Source organism: Thiohalobacter sp. COW1, from assembly GCF_016629505.1.
GTDB lineage: Bacteria > Pseudomonadota > Gammaproteobacteria > Thiohalobacterales > Thiohalobacteraceae > Thiohalobacter > Thiohalobacter thiocyanaticus_A.
Window position 1 is genome coordinate 359,841 of record NZ_AP024239.1, and the last position, 20,563, is coordinate 380,403.

Consider the following 20,563-nt stretch of genomic DNA (forward strand, 5'->3'; position numbering starts at 1 on the left):
GTCAATCGGCCGCGGCCCGGTTGTGTTTCCTCATCAGCATTGCCCGCCGGGCACGGCACTTTCATAATGCAGGTATCCGGGCCCGTGATGGCGGGCTGAGCGGCATGCAGGCGGGGCGTCTCGCTGACTGCTGAATCTGACCGGGACCGATCAAACCGTCGAGGGAAGATTGAGCATCGGTATATACAGCTACGGACTGGCCGCTCTGGCCTACCTGATCCTGACGCTGGTGCTTGCCAGTGGCTGGCGTGGCCGCCTTCAGGGCGGGGTGCTGCTGGCAGGGGTGGGCGTCTCGGCGCTGTGGGCTGTGCATGCCATGCTGGTGGCGGCAGAGTATCCGCTTGCCGTGGTCTTCATCCCCACGGCAGAGGCCCTGCGGTTCATCGGCTGGTTCATCTTCCTGTTCGGTATCCTGCGCACCCAGCGCGGCGCGGCCACCTTCTTCGGGGCTTTTTCGCCCGGGCCGCTGGCGGCCTACGGCCTGTCGGGGCTGCTGGCGCTGCTGCCGCTGTTTCCGGTGGCTATCTTCAATGCCATTCCCTTCAAGCTTGTCTATGCCCTGTATCTGGGTCTGGTGGTGGGTGTGCTGTGGCTGGTCGAGAACCTGTTCCGCAACACCAAGTCCGACCAGCGCTGGGGAATCAAGTACCTGTGCTTCGGGATTGCCGGGATCTCCTCTATGATTTCATCCTTTATTCCAATGCGGTGATGTTCAATCAGCTGGATCCGGCGATCTGGCAGGCACGCGGAGCGATCAATGCCCTGGCCGTGCCTCTGATCGCGGTTTCTGCTGCGCGCAATCCGGACTGGTCGCTGGACGTTTTTGTCTCGAGGCGCATGGTCTTTCACACGGCCACTCTGATCGGAACGGGCATTTATCTGCTGGTGATGGCGGCAGCCGGTTACTATATCCGCGCGGTAGGCGGCGAATGGGGGGATGTTCTCCAGATTGTGTTTGTCGCCGCCGCCCTGCTGGGGCTGGCCGCGCTGTTGTTTTCGGGGCATGCGCGGGCGCAGCTGCGGGTATTCTTCAGCAAGCACTTCTTCAATTACCAGTACGACTATCGCGAACAGTGGCTGCGCTTTACCCGCACCCTGTCGGCCTGCAAACAGGAAGCCGATCCCAGGGTCTGCGTGATCCGGGCCGTGGCCAGCATCGTGGACAGTCCGGCGGGTATCCTGTGGCTGCGCCGCTCGACCACGGCCTACACACCGGTTGCCCACTGGAACCAACCCTTTGAGGCGGCCTGGATGCTGGAGGCGGAATCGGATCTGGTGCGCTTCGTCGAGGCCAATGGGTGGGTCATAGATCTGCAGGAATGGCGCGAGCGCCCGGAGCGCTATGCCGACATGCACCTGCCGGGGTGGCTGCCCGAGATCCCCCAGGCCTGGCTGATTGTGCCGCTGCTTGACGGGGGGGAGCTTATCGGACTGATTTTCCTCGCGAAGCCCCTGGCGACGGTGCGACTGGACTGGGAAGTGATGGACCTGCTCAAGACCGCGACCTGCCAGGCCGCGGCCTACCTGGGGCAACTCGAGGCCAACCTGGCGCTCACCGAGGCCCGGCAGTTCGAGGGCTTCCACCGGCTCTCGGCCTATATTCTTCATGATTTGAAGAATATAATTGCCCAACAATCAATAATTACCAAGAACGCCGCCAAGCATAAACACAATCCGGCCTTTATCGACGATGTGGTCGCCGTAATGGAACACTCGGTCACCAAGATGAACCGCCTGATGAATCTGCTCAAGTCCGGATTGAGCGAGAACCGGCCACGCCCGATCAGGCTGGAGCGGCTGTTGAACTCGGTGATGGAGGAGTTGTCCGTCTATGAGCCCCGTCCCCAACTGCACAACGAGCTCGCGGAGATCGAGTTGACCGTGGATCCGGACCGGCTGCGCACTGCCCTGCGCAATATCGTGCAGAATGCCCAGCAGGCCACTACCCGGGACGGTCATGTCCGGGTCAGCGTGGAGCGCACGGAGGGGCATGTCCAGGTGAGCGTCAGTGACGACGGCATCGGCATGGAACCCGAGTTCATCCAGGAACGCCTGTTCCGTCCCTTCGACACCACCAAGGGTGACGTCGGCATGGGGGTCGGTGCATACGAGAGTCGCGAATACATCCGGTCGCTGGGCGGCGATATCATGGTGCAGAGCCAGCCGGGTGCGGGATCAACCTTCAGGATTCTGTTGCCCTGCCCCGACACGGAGCAGGAGCAGGTCGCCTGAATGTGCGGGGAATCCGATCACCTCAGCTGATGTGGGAGTACAGGTGAACGCAAGGAAGAAAACACTGCTGATCGTCGAGGATGACCCCGGTCTGCAAAGCGCGCTGAAATGGTCATTCGATGAGTTCGAGGTCGTCACCGCCAGTGACCGCGAGAACGCCATCGCCCAGCTGCGGCGTCACGAACCGGCGGTGGTGACGCTGGATCTGGGATTGCCGCCGGACCCGGGCGGCGCCACCGAGGGGCTGGCCACGCTGGGCCAGATTCTGTCCCTGGCGCCCAGGACCAAGGTGATCGTGGTCACCGGCAACAACGACAGTGAAAATGCCATTCGCGCCATCGCTGAGGGTGCCTGGCTGTTCTGCCAGAAACCGGCGGATCCGGAACTGCTGGGTTTCATCGTGGAACGGGCCTGGCATCTGCATGAACTGGAAGAACAGCAGCGGAGTGTGAATCCGGCCGCCGAATCCCCCCTGGCGGGCATCATCGCGACCAGCCCCGAAATGCTCGAGGTCTGCCGCAAGATCGAGAAGCTCGCGCCCACCGATGCCACGGCCCTGCTGCTGGGGGATTCCGGCACCGGCAAGGAACTGCTCGCCCGCAGCCTCCATGAACTGAGCCCGCGCGCCGACCAGCCCTGGATTGCCATCAACTGTGCCGCCATCCCGGAGAACCTGCTGGAAAGCGAGTTGTTCGGTTATGAGAAGGGCGCTTTCACCGGCGCCAACAAGACTACCCCGGGCAACGTCGAGTGCGCCAACGGCGGCACCCTGTTCCTGGACGAGGTGGGTGATCTGCCGCTGCCGTTGCAGGCCAAGCTGCTCCGCTTCCTGCAGGAACGGGTGATCGTGCGTGTGGGCGGGCGCAAGGAGATCCCGGTCGATGTCCGCGTGGTCTGCGCCACCCATCGCAACCTGCAGGAACAGATCCAGCAGGGCGCCTTCCGCGAGGATCTCTACTATCGCATCAGCGAAATCACCATCAATATCCCGTCACTGAGCGAGCGTCAGGGCGAGGCGGTGGTGCTGGCGAATTATTTCCTCAATCAGTATGCCGATCAGTTCAAGAAGAATTCCGTCCGCTTTGCCCCCGACGCCCTGGCCGCGATCGAGAATTACAGCTGGCCGGGCAACGTGCGTGAACTGGAGAACCGGGTCAAGCGCGCCATCATCATGGCTGAGGGCAAGCACATCGCCGCCGCCGACCTGGAACTGGACCCCGGCGATCAGGACCAGTCCCTGCCCTTCAACCTGCGTCAGATCCGCGAGGAAGCGGAAAGCAAGGCGCTGCTGCGTGCCTACCAGTATGCCTCCGGCAATGTTTCGCAGGCCGCCGAACTGCTCGGCATCACCCGTCCCACCTTCTATTCACTGGTAAAGAAATACAACCTGAATATCCAGGCGAAATAGCGGAATAAAAAGGATATGACCATGCATGCCAGCACACGATTGATCCGGGGAATGATCGCAGGACTGCTGCTTCCCATCACCGCGGTGGCCGCGGACTATCTGGAGGAGGCCAGGGACTACTATGCCAGGCAGGAATACCGGGCCGCGGTGATCCAGCTGAAAAACGCCCTGAAGGAGGCGCCGGACAACCGTGATGCCCGGCTGCTGCTGGCCCGGATCCATCTCGAAACCGGCGATGCCGCGGCGGCGGAAAAGGAGTTCAGGCAGGCGCGGCGGCTAAAGGCGGCGCGCGCCGACTGGGTCACCGGACTGGCCCAGTCCCTGCTGCGGCAGGCCAGGTTCGACGAGGTACTGCAGGAAATCGAGGTCACGGCGGATGATCCGGCGGCGCTGGCCGCCGATATCCGGGTGCTGCGTGCCCAGGCCCTGATGGCCCAGGGCGAACTGACTCAGGCCGAGGAGCAGTTCCGCCAGGCGCTGACCCTGGACGACAAGCACGCCGATGCCCATCTCGGCCTGGCCCAGCTGGCCTACAACGCCGGCGATCATGCACAGGCGCACCAGCTTGTCGACCGGGCGCTGGACAGCGATCGCGGCAGCTACAGTGCCAACCTGGTCAAGGCACAGATTCTCGCGGCCGAGAAACGACCGGAGGCGGTGACCTGGTTCGACCGGGCGCTGGAGGTCAGGCCGGACGATATCGTTGCCCGTCTCGGCAAGGCCCAGGCGCTGATCGTCCAGGGCGAGTTCTCCGCGGCGCGTCCGGTTGTCGACGAGTTGCTGGAAGTGCTGCCGGAGAACGCCCAGGTGATACACCTTGATGGCCTGCTCGAATTCAGTGCCGGCAACCATGATCAGGCGCTCGCCGCCTTCAACAAGGTCCTGTCGGTGCAGCCCAAGCACGCGCCGGCGATGCTGTTCCTGGGGACCATTCATCATCAGCGCGGCAATCTGGATCAGGCCCGGCTCTATCTGAGCGATTATCTGGAATACGCCCCGGCGCATGTACCGGCAAGGCAGATGCTGGGCAGCATCAGTCTGCAGCAGGGCAAGGTGAAGGAGGCGATCGAGATCATGCAGCCGGCCGCCGAAGCCGCCAGGGACAATGCCGGGTATCTGGCTCAACTCGGTGCGGCCTACATGCAGGTCGGCGAGGTCGAACGGGCCATGGAGTATCTGGAACGGGCGCGGGAAATCGCGCCGGAAGCGCTGCCGGTCCAGGCGCAGCTGGCGATGGGACGCATTCTGCAGGGGGACCGGGAAACGGGACTGGAGGAACTGCGTTCACTCACTGATGCCGAGGGCGGCATGGGCTATGACCGCCTGCTGGTCATGTCCTACATGGCGCTGGAGGATCATGCCGCCGCCTTGCGTGCCGTGGAGGCAATGCGCAACAGGTATCCGGACAGCGCGGAAGCGGCCAATCTGCATGCTGTGGTCCAGCTGGCCATGGGTGAGCGCAGGGCCGCGCGTCAGACCCTGCAGCAGGCGATCGACGCGGATCCGGCGTTCTCCGCTGCCTATATCAACCTGGCCAATGTCGAGTTTCAGGACGGCAATGCGGCCGCCGCCGCGGATATCCTCGAACGTGCCGAACGCCAGGGGGCGGGATCACCAGGGGTACTGCTGGCACGGGCCAGACTTGCCGAGGCCACGGGTGATCGGAAAGGCGCCGCGGACCTGTACCGGAAGGCCTATGAAGGCCATGACAACGAACTGCAGCCGGGACTGGCCTATGCCGATTATCTGGCCCGCAACGATGAGTTGAACAAGGCCCTGGTCGTATTGTCCGATCTGGACCGCCGGCATCCGGGACAGCCGCGGGTGCTTGCCAAGCTCGGCCTGGTGCAGATCAACAGCGGCAACCATGCCAATGCCGAGGCCACCATCAGATCACTGGTCGAAAAGACGCCGGAAAACGGCTATGCGCATTATCTGCTCGGCCGCCTGCATCTGGCGCGAAATGAGACCGGCAAGGCCATCGCCCCGCTGGAACGTGCCCTGGAACTGGGAGTGGAGGACATCGAAGCCCGGATTCTGCTGACCGAGGCCTATGCCGCGCAGGGACAGGACGACAAGGCCCTGGCCCTGATTGAACGGACGCAAGAAGAATATGCGGACATCGGCCTGGGATTCGAACTGGAAGGTGACTTTCACATGCGCCGACAGGCGCCGGCTGAGGCGCTTGAGGCCTATCGCCAGGCCTATGCCAGAAGCGCCACGCGTCCCCTGATGACCAAGCTCTACCGTGTGCATAAGGCGCAGGGAGACACCGGCCCGGCGCGGACAGTGCTTGAGACCTGGCTGCAGTCATACCCTGACGATACCGATGTTCGACTGATCTATGCCTCCGACCTCGGTCGCGCCGGCGAGTCCGCGGCCGCGCTGGAGGAATATCAGACGGTGCTCGAAAGGCAGCCGGACAACGTCCCGGCGCTGAACAATGCCGCGGTCATCGCCGCCGAAACGGATCCCGAACGCGGGCTGGAGTACGCGGCCAGGGCCTATGAGCTGTCGGCTTCACGTCCCGAGATCATCGATACCTATGGCTGGCTGCTGTTGAAGAACGACCGACCGGTCGAGGCCGAGCGGCTGCTGAAGGAAGCGGCGGTGCTGGCCCCGCATATCCCCGATATCCGCTATCACCTGGCAGCGGCCTATCACCGCAACGGCAAGAACAAGGCTGCCCTGCTGGAACTCAGGGAGATCGAACGCCGGTTCGATGAGCTGTCCCGACCCGAACAGGCGCGCTCGCTGTATCAGCAGTTGAACAGCGCAGACTGACAACCCCCCGACACGGATTATTCCAGATGATTTGTATTGGCAGATTGCTCCGCAACGCGCCCGTCATACTCGCAACCTGTGTACTTGCCCTGGCGCTTGCCGCCTGCGGCTTTGACTCAATGACCCCGGAAGAGACCCGCCTGGAGGCGAAAAGCCGGATTGCCGAGTACGACTACAAGGCGGCGGAGATCCATCTCAAGAATCTGCTGCGGGCCGACCCCGACGATATCGAGGCCAGGTGGCTGCTCGCCGATGCCTACATGAAGCAGTGGAAGCTGGATGCGGCCTACAAGGAACTGGAGAAGGCGCTGGAACTGGGCATGGCGCCGGCAGCCGTCTATCCGCGGCTGGCCAGGGCCTATTATTCCGCGCCCAGTCATCAGCGCCTGCTGGCGCTGGAACCCGAGGGGCTGGGGAGCGCGGTCACTGCACAGGTACTGGCGTACAAGTCACTGGCAACACTGCAGGCCGGGGATGTTCGGCGGGCGCAGACCTATCTGCAGCAGGCCGAGTCGCTTGCGCCGGAGCTTGGCGACGTCCAGCTGGCCGGCATCATGTACAGGCTTGGCCAGGGTGACAGGGAGACGGCCCGGGAACGTCTGGATGCCCTGGAGCCGGGTGACCCCTATCTCCAGGCATTGATCGGCCGGCTCTACCTGCGGCTGCAGGCGCTGGAACAGGCAAAGCGGCATCTTCTCGCTGCGGTGGATGCGGGCGCGCGTTTCTACAACGTCTACATCGATCTGGCGCTGATCGCGATGGCCGACTCCGATCGCGAGGCGGCCGTGGCCAATCTCAAGCAGCTCAAGGCGATTGCACCCCGGCATCCCGCGGTTGATTACATCGAGGGGCTGCTGCTGTTCACCGAGGCCGATTACCCGCCGGCACTGAGTCACTTCGAGCGCGTGGTCAGTACCTATGACGCCTTTGTCCCGGCCCATATGTATCTGGGACTGACCCACTATGCGCTGGGCAACGATCAGCAGGCGAATACCCATATCGAACGATTCGTCAGTTCGATACAACGCAGCTTCTATCCGCTGGACAAGATCCGCGCACATGTCTTTTTCCGGCTCGGCGACTATCCCCGCGCCATCGAGCTGCTGCAGGGTCTGAGACAGATCCGGCCGGATGATCCTTCGGTGCTGACCCTGCTGGGTGAAACCTATCTGCGCGCGGGCGACATGGCCCGGGTCAGGGAGGTGGTCGATGCGCTGCTGGACCAGGATCCCGACAACGTTGCCTACCGGATGAACCTGGGCATGCTGCTGCTGGACTCCGGGCAGAGCGAGGCCGGTCTGGCCGAAATCGACCAGGTGGTGGAGAGCGCGGCCGAGCCGCTGGAGATCCGCAAGCTGGTCGCGCTCAAGCTGATCGACAGAGGCGAAGTGGACAAGGCCGGGGCCCTGATCGAGTCGGTGCTTGCCGAGTCCCCTGATAATGCCGATTTCCGCGAACTGCGTGCCCTGATTCATGCCTCCAGAGGCGAGTCGGAGCAGGCCGAAGACGCCTTCCTCGCCGCCATCGAGGCCGATCCCGACGATATCGGTGCGATCAGCAATCTGGCTGTGTTCTATATGCGCTCGGGCGATCTGGAGGACGCCGAGTCCTACTATCGCAGGATTCTGGCCATTGAGCCGCAGGAGCCCCGGGCCAACCTCGGACTGGCACGGATCATGGCACAGCGTGGCGAGGCCGGGGCAGCCGAGACTCACATCGAGCGTGCCCTGCATGACAACGATCCGCGCACTCGCGTCAGTGCCGCGAATATCTACACGCTGCTCGGGCGCTACGACAAGGCGGTCGGTTTGCTGCGCAGCGAGACATCCGGCGCCGTTGGTACCCAGGCCGGGCTGGCCCTGGCACGGGCCTATCTCGAACAGGGCAACTTCCCCTCCGCCGACTATGCCCTCAGCGGGCTGCCGGCCTCGGTTCAGGACAGTCTGGAGTATCTGCAGCTGCGGGCCCGTACCTCGCTGGCGCTGGGGCAGCCGCAGCAGGCGGCTGCGGCGGCACAGCGCATCCTGGAACGGGATGAGAGGAACTTCACCGCGCTGATGATCCGGTCCCAGGCCGCGCTGCTGGAAGGCCGGGTCGAGACCGCGGCAGCGACGGTCGCGCGGCTGGAGCAGTTCTACCCGGACAGTCGGGAAGCCAGGATGTTCGCCGGCGTCCTCGAGTCGGTCCAGGGCAACGAGGAGGCCTCCATCCAGTATTTCGAGGCGCTGTATGAGCAACTGCATCTGCCGCGGATCGCGATTCTGCTGTCGGACAAGTACCTCAGAACCGGCGCAGCCGATCGGGCGGAGGTGGTCCTGGACGATTGGCTGAAACAGGAAGGCGAGGATCTGGAGGTGATGGCGGCCCTGGGGAGGGTTTATATCCAGACCGGGGCGCACGCCCGGGCCAGGGAGTTGTACCAGCGTCTGCTCGAGCGGGCCCCGGATCATGTCGCCGCGCTCAACAACTACGCCATGCTGATTGCCGAGGAGCGGCCCGAAGAAGCCCTGCGGCATGCCGAGAAGGCCTACCTGATGCAGCGCAACAATCCGGCGGTCAAGGATACCTATAACAGGATGCTGGAGCACAACGGCAGGGCGCCGGTGGAATGAGGGGAAGCCGGACCGCGTCCGGGATCACACCAGGCCGCATTTCATCCCGGCCAGCCGGAAGATGGTTTTCAGATCCTTCAGATCGGTCTTGTGATTCGGCGGCAGGGCGGCGGCGATTGCGGCCAGCGCCGGACGCAGCCGCGCCTGCTCGGTGCTGCGTGCCGCACTCTTTACCGCCAGCATGAAGGGCATGACATGCGGGGCGTAGAGCCGGGCCCGGCCGTCCAGGTGCGCGGTCGCGGCGCGGAAGTCGGCCACACTGAAGGCCGCCTTGAGCGAGTAGAGATAATCGAGCGTGAACAACTCGGGCTGGCGGTCCGCGTACTGGTAGGCAAAGTACTGGATGGAGGCCGGTGACCTGAGCCGGGCGAAATCCGCCAGGTAGATCCCGCCTCCGGGCCTGAGCACCCGGCTGATCTCGCGGAAGGTGGCCTCCAGATGCGCCGGGTCCGGCAGATGGTGCAGGGCCATGGTGGAGAAGACCGCATCCACGCTGTTGTCCTCCAGGGCCTGCAGGCGGCTGATGTCGCTGCGCAGCAGCGAGACATTGTCATACCCCCGTTCCTGGATGTAGCGCTCCGCGATCCCGAGCATTTCATCGGACAGATCGATGCCGGTGAAATTCACCTCGGGGGCGAGTTCGGCCACCATGCCCAGCTGGGTGGCAGGGCCGCAGGCCAGATCGATGGCCCGGTCGCCGGGTTTCAGGATCTCCAGGATATTGGCGCCGTGGAAGAGATAGACCGGCGCCATGACGCCGTCCACGCGTCCGGCCCGGGTATAGGCCGCCACCTTGTCCGGGTCGTCCATGACCAGATCCGGCTCGGGCTCGCGCTCGACCTGGCTGAAGGTGAACAACTCCCGGAGCATGACTCTGGCGATGGCGAGACTGGGCATGGGCGGGGCTCTATCCGGTTGGCTCTCGGTATTGGAAAAGATCTCTCCGCGAAGGCGCAAAGGCGCAGAGACCGTGAGTTTTACCTGACAGTTGCATGAAGAAGCTGTCAGACATCATGTAGTACTGATTTCCGTCATTCCCGCGCAGGCGGGAATCCAGATACCGCTGTGGTGACTGGATCCCCGCCTGCGCGGGGATGACGACGCGGTTATGATAACCGAATATAGGCAATGACCGGGCCTGCTGATAGGAGAAGTTTCTACTGGATCAACAATAGCTGCGTCCTGCGTGCCCTGGCGTCGCTGCGTTGTGATATTTTTGCAGTGTACATAAAAAAAGCCCGCAATCTGAATTGCGGGCTTTTTCGTGAGTGCCTGAGTTGGTGCGATCAGGCGGACTTGCGGCGGCGGCTCGTCAGGGTCAGCCCCAGGATGCCGGCGCCCAGCAGGGCCAGGATGCCCGGCTCGGGGATGCGGAAGCTGCCATCTTCCTCGAAGCAGAAGTTGGTGGCGGAGTTGCCGCAGTTGAAGGCGCCGATGTTGAAGCTGAAGGGCGTGCCGGTGCCGTCCGGATCGGAGTCGAAGTTGGAATCCGACATGCCGATCAGGGTGCCGTCAGCGGTCAGGCTGTCGCCGTCCTTGTCCAGGAACACACCGGGCAGGGCCCAGTCGAGCTCGAAGCGGGCGTCGTCGGAGCCGTCGCCGGTCAGGAAGCTGAAGACACCGCCGTCACCGGCCCTGATCAGGAAGGTGGCGATGTGGGTGCCGTCGTCAGCCTGCGGGGCGGCTGCGGACAGGGCCGACTTGGAGCCGTCGGTGATGTCGTCGATGTAGAACTTCAGTTCACCGGTGGTGCCCGCCATGCCGGCGGCTAGGTGGGTGAACTCGGCGGAGCCGGCGTTGAGCGCGGTGTAGGCGCCGCTCACCTCGAAGGTGAAGGTCATTTCCCAGCCGTTCTGGGCACCGGAGGAGGCGTCGGTGTTGAGCAGGATGGGGGACACGCTGCTGCCGCCGTTGTCGACGAAGTCGCTGATGCGGCCGTTGGCGAAGACGTCGAAGGTCTCGCCGACGCTGGGCAGGCCGTCGCCGTTGGTGTCGTTGGTCACCGACAGCCCCTGGGCCAGGAAGGACATCTGGCTGATCCCGGAGACCACGGTGTGCGGCGTGCCGAGCACGTCACCGGCCACCAGGCCGTCGACGCCTGTCACGTCCAGGGTCCAGTCATCCAGCAGAAAGGCGGCATTGGCCGCGCCGCTGACGGCCAGCATGCTTGCCCCAAGGCTTGCCAAGAGTTGCTTTTTCATTATCCGACTCCCGTTGTACCGATTTTCGAAGGCTGATAGCACGTATCAGGGTTGCCAAGAGCAAAGCAGTTTGCGTGCCAATTTAAAATATTACTAAAAATCATATATTTATTATTGCCGAGGAATGGTGCCGGATGTGAATGTAAAAAAAATGGACATGATCGGGCGTCGGCCATGCCACTCAATTGCGCTGCGCCGGGATGATTTGCCCGGTCAGTTGCAACCAACTGGAAAATATGAAAAATATTCTGTAAAAAAGCCTGACAATCACTCAGTCAGGACGCATGAGGCTGTCCAGGGGCTTGCGTGTCGAGCGTGCCCGGGGCGGGTCGCCGGCGCCGATCCGACCCAGGAAGAGGGCCCGATGGCAGGCCTCCTGGCCGAACAGTTCACGCAGCCGCTGGCTGACCTGGCGCGCGCGCGCGCGGGACGGCGCATGTTCGGTGAAGGGTGTGTCCAGCCGGACGTATTCGTCGAACACCAGCGGCGTGTATTCGGGCTGGAGTTGCAGCCCCAGGCGGCTGGCGGTGAGCCAGAACCGCTGCACGGCCTCGCCGCCGGCGATGTAGTCCCGGTGGTCCACCGGCGGGCGTGGGGCGACGAGCAGGAAATGCGCGCCGCACAGCAGGGCGGGCAGCACATCGAGCTGCAGCCGTGGCATCAGGGTGCCGGCCAGGTAGCGGTTCATGAAGGCCACCCGGTTCCAGCTGCCGAGCACCCATTGCATCAAGCGGGCGGTGAGGTAATCGACCCCCACGGCCTGTTCCGGGATGCGGTCGGTGCTGTAGCGGGCCCCCCACTCGATGATGCTGCTGTGGGTGGGGTAGGCCTCGGGCAGGGTCAGACGCAGCTTGCCGTTCAGTGACAACAGCCCGGCCATCTGCCGCCGCGAGCGCCAGCCCTCCAGCCATACCAGCCCGTAATCCGGCCCGACGGCGGCCTCCAGCCGGGCCTTTTCCCGGGCGGTCAGCGCCCGGGTCGACAGGGGGCGGCGCTGAACGGCCCGGTGGGTGATGAAATGGCGCAGGGGATCGGGACTGACGGTGGGATCCGGCTCCAGCCGTACCCGCAGCCGCGGGGCCTGCTCGTGCGAGTCGGGCTCGAACCCGGCCTGCAGCCGGCAGCCTTCACCGCTGGCCGCGATGCGGGCCGTCGCCAGGAGGGTGCCGACAGCGAGCTGGCTGGCATGGCCGTTGAGGTCATAGACACAGTGGTCACGGGTATCACAGCCCTGAATGATGAACTGGTCGGCGTCGACGCGCTCGAAGGTCCAGGGCTGGGTGTTGTCGCCGCTCGGCGCCCAGCGGGCCAGGTCCAGGACCCGGTCCAGAGTGGCCTCGGGAGGCGCGGCGGCCGGCGGGCTCGGGGCGTCTGCCAGACGCTGCATCTGCCGCCGCGCCAGGGTCAGGGTCAGCCGCTGCAGCGGATGCCGGTTGCCGCCGGGCCGCCAGGTGCGTCGGGCGCGGTTGCGGTAGGCGTCATACTGGATACCGTGAGGAGCGGCCAGGACCGGACCGCGGTTGAGCAGGAGCTTCAGCGCCTGGCTGGCGGCGGCGCCGGCGGCCAGTTCGCAGCCCATGCTGGTCGAGGGGCCGCGGTGGCGGGCCAGGTCGATACTGCGTGGATCCACCAGATAGGCCCGATGCAGGCCGGCCGGGGCCAGTCCGACCAGGAAGCGCAGCAGCTGTTGGGTCTCGTCCCGGCCTTCGAGGCAGAAATAGTCCTCGAAGCTCATGCCGCCGGGCAGAAAGCACAGCACCGCCGTGCCCATGCCCAGCGGGGCGGCGGTTACCGCCGGGATGCCCAGCCGGTGGCAGGCGGCGAACATGGCCCGGCGGATGGCCATGGCAAAGAAATCCAGGCCATCGATATACAGATCGCAATCATCCAGAAAGGCCTCCAGGTCGGCCTCGCCGATGCCGGCCGGGAACCGGCGCAGATCCACTTCCGGGTTGATGTCGGCGGCCATCCGCGCCAGCACATCCACCTTGGGCTGTCCCAGGGTGGAGGACATGGCCCCGGCCTGGCGGTTGAAATTGGCCAGTTCGAAGTCATCGAAATCGGCGATGGAGAAGGCGCCCACGCCCAGTCGGCTGAGGGTGAGCAGGTGGCTGCCGCCGACGCCACCCATGCCGGCGATGGCCACGCGCCGGTCGCGCAGGACGGCCTGCTCCCGGGGCGTGACCCAGCCGAGGTTGCGTGAAACGGCTTCCTGATAGTCGTACGCGGGTGGCGTCATTTGTTATATCCGTTGTCCAGCTGCCGGCCGCGGGGCGGAAATAGCCCATTGTATTCTCTTTTGCGGGCTTTGTGACCCGGTTCACGGTTCCGGCTCAATGAATGCGCCTGTCGGGCCGATTTTGACATCAAAGTCTGGTAGGTTTGGCTGTGACCCGTGACACTCCGGGCTGGCCGATGGGCGTAAATGTGAACGATTTAACGGTTGTCCGGCGTCAGAGGGCGTATGTAGTGCTTGTGACAGGTGTTTGATTTTTTTATTTGAATTTTGGGGGTTGGGCATGGATCTGTTAACCAGTTTTTACCGCTATCTCGAAGGAATGGAAGCCACCACCGAGCCGTTGCGCGAACGGGCCCACCGGGTGCGCTACGAGGTCTACTGCCTGGAGCGCGGCTTCGAGGACCCCGCGGCCTTCCCGGACGGGCAGGAGCGTGACGCCTACGATGCCCGCTCGCTGCAGGCCCTGGTCCAGCACCGCAGCACCGGCTATCCCGCCGGCGTGGTGCGTCTGATCCAGCCGGACCCGGATGACATCGAGACCCCCTTCCCGGTCGAACTGCAGTGCGCCGGGATGCTGGACCAGAAGGTGATTGACCGCTTCGGTGTCGACCGGGCGCACCTGGCGGAAGTCTCGCGTTTCGCGGTTGCCCGCGGATTCAAGCGCCGCCCGGGCGAGTCGGGCACGGTCGCCGGTGTGAGCGGCGAACTGGAATATGCCACCGAACAGCAGATCGAGGATGCGCGACGCATCTTCCCCCACATCTCGCTGGGTCTGATTGCGATGCTGTTCGTCATGAGCCGCCGCCGAGGCATCACCCACTGGTACGCGGTGATGGAGCCTTCACTCAGCCGGCTGCTGACCCGGTTCGGCATCAATTTCACCCCCATCGGTCCGATTGTCGACTATCACGGCCGGCGTCAGCCCATGATTGCCCGGCCCGAGCAGCTGCTCGAGACCATCCAGCGCAAGCGCCCTGACTTCCGCGCCCTGATCGACTCCCTCTCCGGCGACCAGCCGACCCTGCGGGTCCCTGCCTCCCGCAGCGCGGCCGGTTGACAGATTCCCGGTGTCAGCCTTGGCTGACACCGGGAATCTGATTTTCCCCTATACTTTCGCACTGTATTGCCGATGTTCTTTACAGTCCGCCGGTACAGCGCCGGCGGCCGCTCCGGGTAGCCCGTCCACGGGCGAGTCGTTACACTGGCCGGGGTGTCAACAAGATCGCCGGTTCCACCGGGAGGGTGGGCACTGCGGCCTGGACATCGGTTGCTTGATAAATAATCAGAATTCATGATGTTGAAAACGTCAACCTACCGCGTTAAGGGGATTCACTCGTGAAAATGGAACTCAGATCACTCGCCTGCAAGTTCATGGCCCTGGCGGCGGCTGCCCTGCTGGGCGTGGCCGGTTGCGCCACCAATTACGAGCAGCTCGGCGGCGAGCCGCCGGCCGTGACCCAGTCGCCCGATTATGTGATCGGCCCGGGCGATTCGGTCAACATCTTCGTCTGGCGCAACCCCGAGTTGTCCAGCACCGTGCCGGTGCGGCCCGACGGGCGCATCACCACGCCTCTGATCGAGGATATCCAGGCCAGCGGTCGTACCCCGACCGAGCTGGCCCGGGTGATGGAGGAGAAGCTGGGCACCTACGTGAAGAATCCGGTGGTGACGGTCATGGTCACCAGCTTCCAGGGAACCTACGACAGCCAGATCCGGGTGGTCGGCCAGGCCTCCGATCCCAAGATCATTCCCTACCGTGACGGCATGACGCTGCTGGATGTCATGATCGCGGTGGGCGGACTGACCGATTTCGCCGCCGGCAACCGCGCCACCGTGGTGCGCAGGGTCGATGGCGAGTCCAGACAGTTCAATGTGCGCATCGACGACCTGATCAACGGCGGCGATATCCGGGCCAATGTCGGCATGATGCCAGGTGATATCCTGATCATCCCCGAAGCCTGGTTCTGAGCCGAGAGAGAAGGTCGCAATCATGCAGGAGCTGCTCGATCAGCTGATCCGTTATGCGCGCGGTATGTGGCGTTACCGCTGGATGATGATGGCCGTGACCTGGCTGGTCTGCATCATAGGCTGGGCGGCGGTGCTGCGCATGCCGGACGTCTACCAGGCCTCGGCGCGGGTGCATGTGGACACCCAGTCCATGCTGCGGCCGCTGCTGCGCGGCCTGGCCGTCGATTCCGGCGCTGTCGAGCAGGTGGGGCTGATCACCCGCACCCTGCTCAGCAATCCCAACCTCGAGCAGCTGGCGCGCATGACCGATCTGGATCTGCGCGCCGAGAATCCGAAGCAGATGGAGGACCTCATCTCGGGCCTGCGCAGCAAGATCCGCATCGAGAGCACACGCAACGAAAACCTCTACACCATTTCCTACACCGACAGTGACCGCAACCTGGCCAAACGGGTGGTGCAGTCGCTGCTGACCATCTTCGTGGAGAATACCCTGGGCCAGAGCCGGGCCGATACCGATGCCGCGCAGGATTTTCTCGACCGCCAGATCGCGGAGTACGAGTCGCGCCTGCGCGAGGCCGAGGACCGGCTGGCCGAGTTCAAGCGTGAGCACGTCGGTATGATGCCGGGGGAGGGCGAGGACTATTACAAGCGCCTGGAGTCGGCGCTGGCCGAACAGCAGAACGCCCAGCTGCAGTTGCGCGAACTGGAGAACCGCCTGGCCGCCCAGCAGCGCCAGCTGCAGGACTTCGAGGAACAGACCAGTGAGTTCACCCTGTACGGCGCCGGCGAGTCGCCGGAACGGGCGGCGCTGGATGCGCGCATCCGGTCGCTGGAGCAGCAACTCGACGACCTGCTGCTGCGCTATACCAACAAGCACCCGGATGTCATCGAGATCCAGGGCCTGATCCGCAAGCTGGAACGGGAGCGTGCGCAGATCAAGCCGCCTTCGGCCGACAGCGGTCAGCAGGCCAATCCCGTCTACCAGCAGCTCAAGATCATGATCGGCGAGACCGAGTCCCAGATCGCCGGACTGCAGGTACGGGTGAACGAGTACGAGGAGCGCGTGGCCAAACTCCGGGAAATGATCAACACCATTCCCCAGGTCGAGGCCGAACTGGCGCGCCTGAACCGGGATTACAACGTCAACAAGGCAAACTACGAGGAACTGCTGGAGCGGCGCGAGGCGGCCAAGCTGTCCAAGCAGGCCGACATCTCGGCCGATGACGTCAAGTTCCGGGTGGTGGATCCGCCGCGGGTGCCGATCGAGCCCTCCGGCCCGCCGCGCGTGATGTTCATGTCGATCGTGCTGGGCCTGGCCTTCGGCGTCGGGGGCGGGATCGGCTTTCTCCTGTATCAGATCCGCCCGACCTTCGAGGATGCCCGCCTGCTCAAGGAACTCACCGGCCATCCGGTGTTCGGCAGCGTGTGCATGATCTACACCGACGACTATCTGAAGAAACGCCGGCTGGCCCTGGCCGGACTGGCCATGGCCACCGTGGGCCTCCTGTGCCTGTACGGTCTGGTGGTCACCGCCGAGATACTGAACCTGAACCTGTTGCGGGCCTGACGGGGAGAGCCGCATGAGCATAATCGAAAAGGCGATGGAGAAGCTGGGCGGTGCGGAGAAGGTCGATACCCCCGAGCTGATCGAAGACACCGCAGCCGCGCCAGAACCTGCGCCCCGGGAGTCGCGCCGATCGACCCCGGACCAGGATTACGCACAGCCGGCTGCGGAGGCGCCCGGTTTCAACGATACCCGCGACCCGGATGCCCAGATCCGGATCGATGCCCTCTATGCGCATGGTATCCTCGATCCCAGCGCCGATCCCAAGGACAACTACATGGCCGAGGAATTCCGGCGCATCAAGCGCCCGGTCCTGGCCCATGTGATGGGGGAGTCGGCCTCTCAGGTCGAGCATCCCAACCTGGTGATGGTCACCAGTTCGGTGGCCGGCGAGGGCAAGACCTTCACCGCCATCAACCTGGCCATGAGCATCGCCATGGAGATGGACAAGACGGTGCTGCTGGTGGATGCCGATATCGCCAAGCCGGAAGTGACCTCGCGCCTGGGGGTGTCGGCCCGTCAGGGCCTGACCGACGTGCTGCTCGGTGAGTGCCGGGTGCAGGATGCCCTGCTGCGCACCAATGTACCCAGCCTGAGCCTGCTGCCGGCGGGCAAGCGTCACACCCATTCGACCGAACTGCTCGGTAGCAGCAACATGCGCCGGTTGGCCGACGAGTTGTCATTGCGCTATCCGGACCGGGTCATCATCTTCGATTCACCGCCGCTGATGCTGACCAGCGAGGCCCGGGTGCTGGCCGGGCTGATGGGGCAGATCCTGGTGGTGGTCGAGGAATCCAGGACGCCGCAGCGCATCGTCACCGAGGCCCTGGGCATGCTGAATGACTCCGAGATCGTCGGCCTGGTATTGAACAAGAGCCACCGCACATTCGGAGGGGACTACTACGGTTATGGTTATGGATACGGCCAATAAGAACAAACGTCCACAGGGATACGTGCTGGTTGCGGCCCTGGTCTCGCTCCTGCTCAGTCCGGCGGTTCTGGCCGAGGAGGAGGAGTTGGCGCAGGGCTGGCAGGTGACGCCGCGCCTGACCCTGAGCGAGACCTTCACCGATAACATCGAACTGGAACCGGACGGCGACGCCGACCTGGTGACCGAGGTCAGCCCCGGGGTGAACCTCAGCAAGCAGGGCGGCCGCTCCCGGGTGGAATTCGATTACGAGCTGCAGGGGCTGTTGTTCGCCGATACCAGTTCCAGTAACGACATCAATCACAAGCTGTTCGGGGCCGGCCAGTTCGAGCTCAAGCCGGACTGGTTCTATCTGGACAGCCTGGCCACCTACACCCAGCGCAACACCAACCAGTCCGGACGCCTGTCGCTGGACACGGTGACCGGCGCCGGCGATCTGGACGACGTCGGAACCCTGCGCATCAGTCCCTATCTGGTGCACGATTTCGGCGGCCAGGTGGAAGTCCTGGCCCGCTATACCCGCGACGAGATCCGCTATGAGAGCGGCGGCGCCTCCGACTCCAGCGCCGACGGCGCCGATATCAACCTGGCCAGCGGCCGGTTCTGGCGCGTGGTGACCTGGTCCCTGAACCACAACCGCAACCGCATCAGCCGCAGCAGTGCACCCAACGCCAGCTTCGAGTCCACCCGTGCCGATGTCGCCTACCGGCTGACCGACAGCTTCCGGCTGCTGGCCCGCGCCGGCAACGAGGACAACGATTATCCCAGTTCCCGCCAGGTGGAGAACGGCAGTTATGTCGCCGGCGGTGCGCTGTGGCGTCCCAGCCGCTATATCGGCATGGAGGCCCTGTACGGCGACGAGTACAAGACCGCCACCCTGCGGCTCAATCCCACCCGCCGCACCGACATGGAGATCACCTATTACGACCGCGACGTCGGCACCATCCTGGGCGCGGCCTGGGACGCGCGCATCCGCCATCGCGGGCCGGCGCTGACCCTGAGCGCCACCTATAACGAGGACACCACCACGGTGCAGCAGGCGGAACTGGAGCGGGGCTACCTGGATCTCTTCACCGGCGAGGTGAGTTTCGACCAGCCGCAGCCAGGATCGTTTTTCCTTCCCGTCGACGTGCTGGTGTTGACCGACGAGATCATCGAACGTAAACGCGCCAGCGGCACCGCCAGCTACGACACCGGCCGCAGCACCTTCACCGGCCGCATCTTCAACGAGCGCCGGCTGTTCCTGACCAGCCGCACCACCGAGCGGGTCAACGGCGGCGACGCCGCCTGGCGCTGGGCCTATGACGGCACCACCGATTTCATCCTGCGCGGCGGCCTGGTCAACACCCTGCGCGCCAGCGGCACCCAGGACGACCGGCTCTGGTTCGCCCAGTGGTCGGTGGAACACGACTTCACGCCCCGGGCCCGGGGCTCGCTGGAACTGCGGCGCACCGAGCAGGAGTCGGATCGCGCCGCCAACGAGTACGAGGAAAACCGCATCACCGCCAGAGTGCGGATGGAGTTCTGATGTACGAGCGCTTCTACAATCTGAAATCCAAGCCCTTCCGGCTGAGTCCGGATCCGCGCTTCCTGTTTCAGAGCCGGGGCCATTCCAAGGCGCTGGCCTACCTGCGCTACGGACTGCAGCTGGGTGAGGGCTTCATCATCATCACCGGCGACATCGGCACCGGCAAGACCACGCTGGCGCGCGCCCTGCTCAACAGCCTGCAGCAGGAAAACATCATCGCCGCCCAGATCGTCACCACCCAGCTGGAATCCGACGACCTGGTGCGCGCGGTGGCCACCGCCTTCGGCCTGCAGAGCCAGGGTGCGGACAAGGCCCAGGTGCTGCGCAATCTGGAGACCTTCATGACCGCCCGCGCCCGCGAGGGCAAGCGGCTGCTGCTGCTGGTGGACGAGTCGCAGAACCTGCCGGCGCGCTCGCTGGAGGAGTTGCGCATGCTGTCCAACTTCCAGGTCGGCGAGAAGGCGCTGCTGCAGAGCTTCCTGCTCGGGCAGGGCGAGTTCCAGTACACCCTGCAGTCGCCCGGCATGGAGCAGTTCCGCCAGCGCGTGATCGCCTCCTATCACCTCGGGCCGCTGGAGCAGGAGGAGACCATCGACTACGTCAAGCACCGGCTGCGGCTGGTCGGCTGGCAGGACGATCCGGTCATCACCGAGCCCGCCTTCGCCGCCATTCATGAATTCAGCGATGGCGTGCCCCGGCGCATCAACAACCTCTGCGACCGCCTGTTCCTGTATGGCTGTCTGGAGGAGATCCACGAGTTCAATGCCGATACGGTCCAGTTCGTGGTCGAGGAGCAGCGCCAGGAAACTCCGGACCTTGACCGCATCGCCCGCACCGCCCAGCCGGCCCCGCACAACCGGCTGGCGGAGCCCGCCCCGGAAGCCGACCGTCCCAGCAACACGGTCACCGACACCGAGCGGCGCCTGATCGCGCTGGAGAAGAAGGTCGAGGCGCTGGAGGAACGGGTACGCAAGGACCGCGACCGGATGCAGAAACTGATCATGATGGCCATGCTCTCCGGCGACGACGTCGATTATTCCGAGGCCCTGGAACAGTTGAAGAAGGCCGACAAGGCCTGATCCCTGCGTCGTTCATCCGC

14 protein-coding genes are annotated in these 20,563 nt (G+C 64.3%); 11 read left to right on the forward strand and 3 right to left on the reverse strand.

Annotated features, from left to right (window positions below):
- The first annotated feature begins 169 nt into the window (after positions 1 to 169).
- From COW1_RS01610 to prsT (COW1_RS01630), 5 genes are read left to right on the forward strand one after another with little or no spacing between them, the layout of a single operon-like run.
- Complete coding sequence (locus COW1_RS01610) at positions 170 to 709, forward strand: hypothetical protein (RefSeq protein ID WP_201345229.1); 540 nt, start codon at positions 170 to 172, stop codon at positions 707 to 709.
- Positions 709 to 2,232, forward strand: coding sequence for an XrtA/PEP-CTERM system histidine kinase PrsK (gene prsK / locus COW1_RS01615; RefSeq protein ID WP_201345230.1), 1,524 nt, complete (start codon positions 709 to 711; stop codon positions 2,230 to 2,232). Before COW1_RS01610 ends, prsK begins: the two co-directional genes overlap by 1 nt.
- A 43-nt stretch (positions 2,233 to 2,275) precedes the next feature.
- The gene (prsR, locus tag COW1_RS01620; protein ID WP_096367596.1) at positions 2,276 to 3,640 is read left to right on the forward strand and encodes a PEP-CTERM-box response regulator transcription factor; all 1,365 of its coding nucleotides are present in this window, start codon (positions 2,276 to 2,278) and stop codon (positions 3,638 to 3,640) included.
- A gap of 21 nt (positions 3,641 to 3,661) precedes the next feature.
- Positions 3,662 to 6,424 (forward strand): XrtA/PEP-CTERM system TPR-repeat protein PrsT, encoded by a 2,763-nt coding sequence (gene prsT / locus COW1_RS01625; protein ID WP_201345231.1) that lies wholly within the window; start codon positions 3,662 to 3,664, stop codon positions 6,422 to 6,424.
- A 26-nt stretch (positions 6,425 to 6,450) separates the two neighbouring features.
- The gene (prsT, locus tag COW1_RS01630; RefSeq protein WP_255534280.1) at positions 6,451 to 9,036 is read left to right on the forward strand and encodes an XrtA/PEP-CTERM system TPR-repeat protein PrsT; all 2,586 of its coding nucleotides are present in this window, start codon (positions 6,451 to 6,453) and stop codon (positions 9,034 to 9,036) included.
- Between the two features lie 24 nt (positions 9,037 to 9,060).
- Here the strand turns inward: prsT (COW1_RS01630) and COW1_RS01635 are convergent, their stop codons facing one another.
- From COW1_RS01635 to COW1_RS01645, 3 genes are all read right to left on the reverse strand, one after another.
- Positions 9,061 to 9,933: a class I SAM-dependent methyltransferase gene (locus tag COW1_RS01635; protein ID WP_096366779.1), complete on the reverse strand. Its 873-nt coding sequence runs from the start codon at positions 9,931 to 9,933 to the stop codon at positions 9,061 to 9,063.
- Between the two features lie 389 nt (positions 9,934 to 10,322).
- Complete coding sequence (gene pepA / locus COW1_RS01640; RefSeq protein WP_096366778.1) at positions 10,323 to 11,237, reverse strand: flocculation-associated PEP-CTERM protein PepA; 915 nt, start codon at positions 11,235 to 11,237, stop codon at positions 10,323 to 10,325.
- Positions 11,238 to 11,508: 271 nt separating this feature from the next.
- A complete protein-coding gene (locus COW1_RS01645) occupies positions 11,509 to 13,476 on the reverse strand; it encodes a ThiF family adenylyltransferase (protein WP_096366777.1) in 1,968 nt (655 codons plus the stop codon).
- Positions 13,477 to 13,756: 280 nt separating this feature from the next.
- Here COW1_RS01645 and COW1_RS01650 point away from each other — a divergent pair, with 280 nt between their 5' ends.
- From COW1_RS01650 to COW1_RS01675, 6 genes are all read left to right on the forward strand, one after another.
- Complete coding sequence (locus tag COW1_RS01650; protein ID WP_096366776.1) at positions 13,757 to 14,533, forward strand: PEP-CTERM/exosortase system-associated acyltransferase; 777 nt, start codon at positions 13,757 to 13,759, stop codon at positions 14,531 to 14,533.
- Positions 14,534 to 14,817: 284 nt separating this feature from the next.
- Positions 14,818 to 15,444, forward strand: a complete 627-nt coding sequence (locus tag COW1_RS01655; protein WP_096366775.1) for an XrtA/PEP-CTERM system exopolysaccharide export protein — start codon at positions 14,818 to 14,820, stop codon at positions 15,442 to 15,444.
- Between the two features lie 22 nt (positions 15,445 to 15,466).
- On the forward strand, positions 15,467 to 17,011 hold the full coding sequence (locus tag COW1_RS01660) for an XrtA system polysaccharide chain length determinant (RefSeq protein WP_096366774.1): 1,545 nt from the start codon (positions 15,467 to 15,469) through the stop codon (positions 17,009 to 17,011).
- A gap of 13 nt (positions 17,012 to 17,024) precedes the next feature.
- Positions 17,025 to 17,939, forward strand: coding sequence for an XrtA-associated tyrosine autokinase (locus COW1_RS01665; protein ID WP_201345233.1), 915 nt, complete (start codon positions 17,025 to 17,027; stop codon positions 17,937 to 17,939).
- Positions 17,923 to 19,464 (forward strand): TIGR03016 family PEP-CTERM system-associated outer membrane protein, encoded by a 1,542-nt coding sequence (locus COW1_RS01670; RefSeq protein ID WP_201345234.1) that lies wholly within the window; start codon positions 17,923 to 17,925, stop codon positions 19,462 to 19,464. The genes COW1_RS01665 and COW1_RS01670 overlap by 17 nt, the downstream gene beginning before the upstream one ends.
- On the forward strand, positions 19,464 to 20,543 hold the full coding sequence (locus COW1_RS01675; RefSeq protein WP_096366771.1) for an XrtA/PEP-CTERM system-associated ATPase: 1,080 nt from the start codon (positions 19,464 to 19,466) through the stop codon (positions 20,541 to 20,543). The genes COW1_RS01670 and COW1_RS01675 overlap by 1 nt, the downstream gene beginning before the upstream one ends.
- The last annotated feature ends 20 nt before the right edge of the window (positions 20,544 to 20,563 follow it).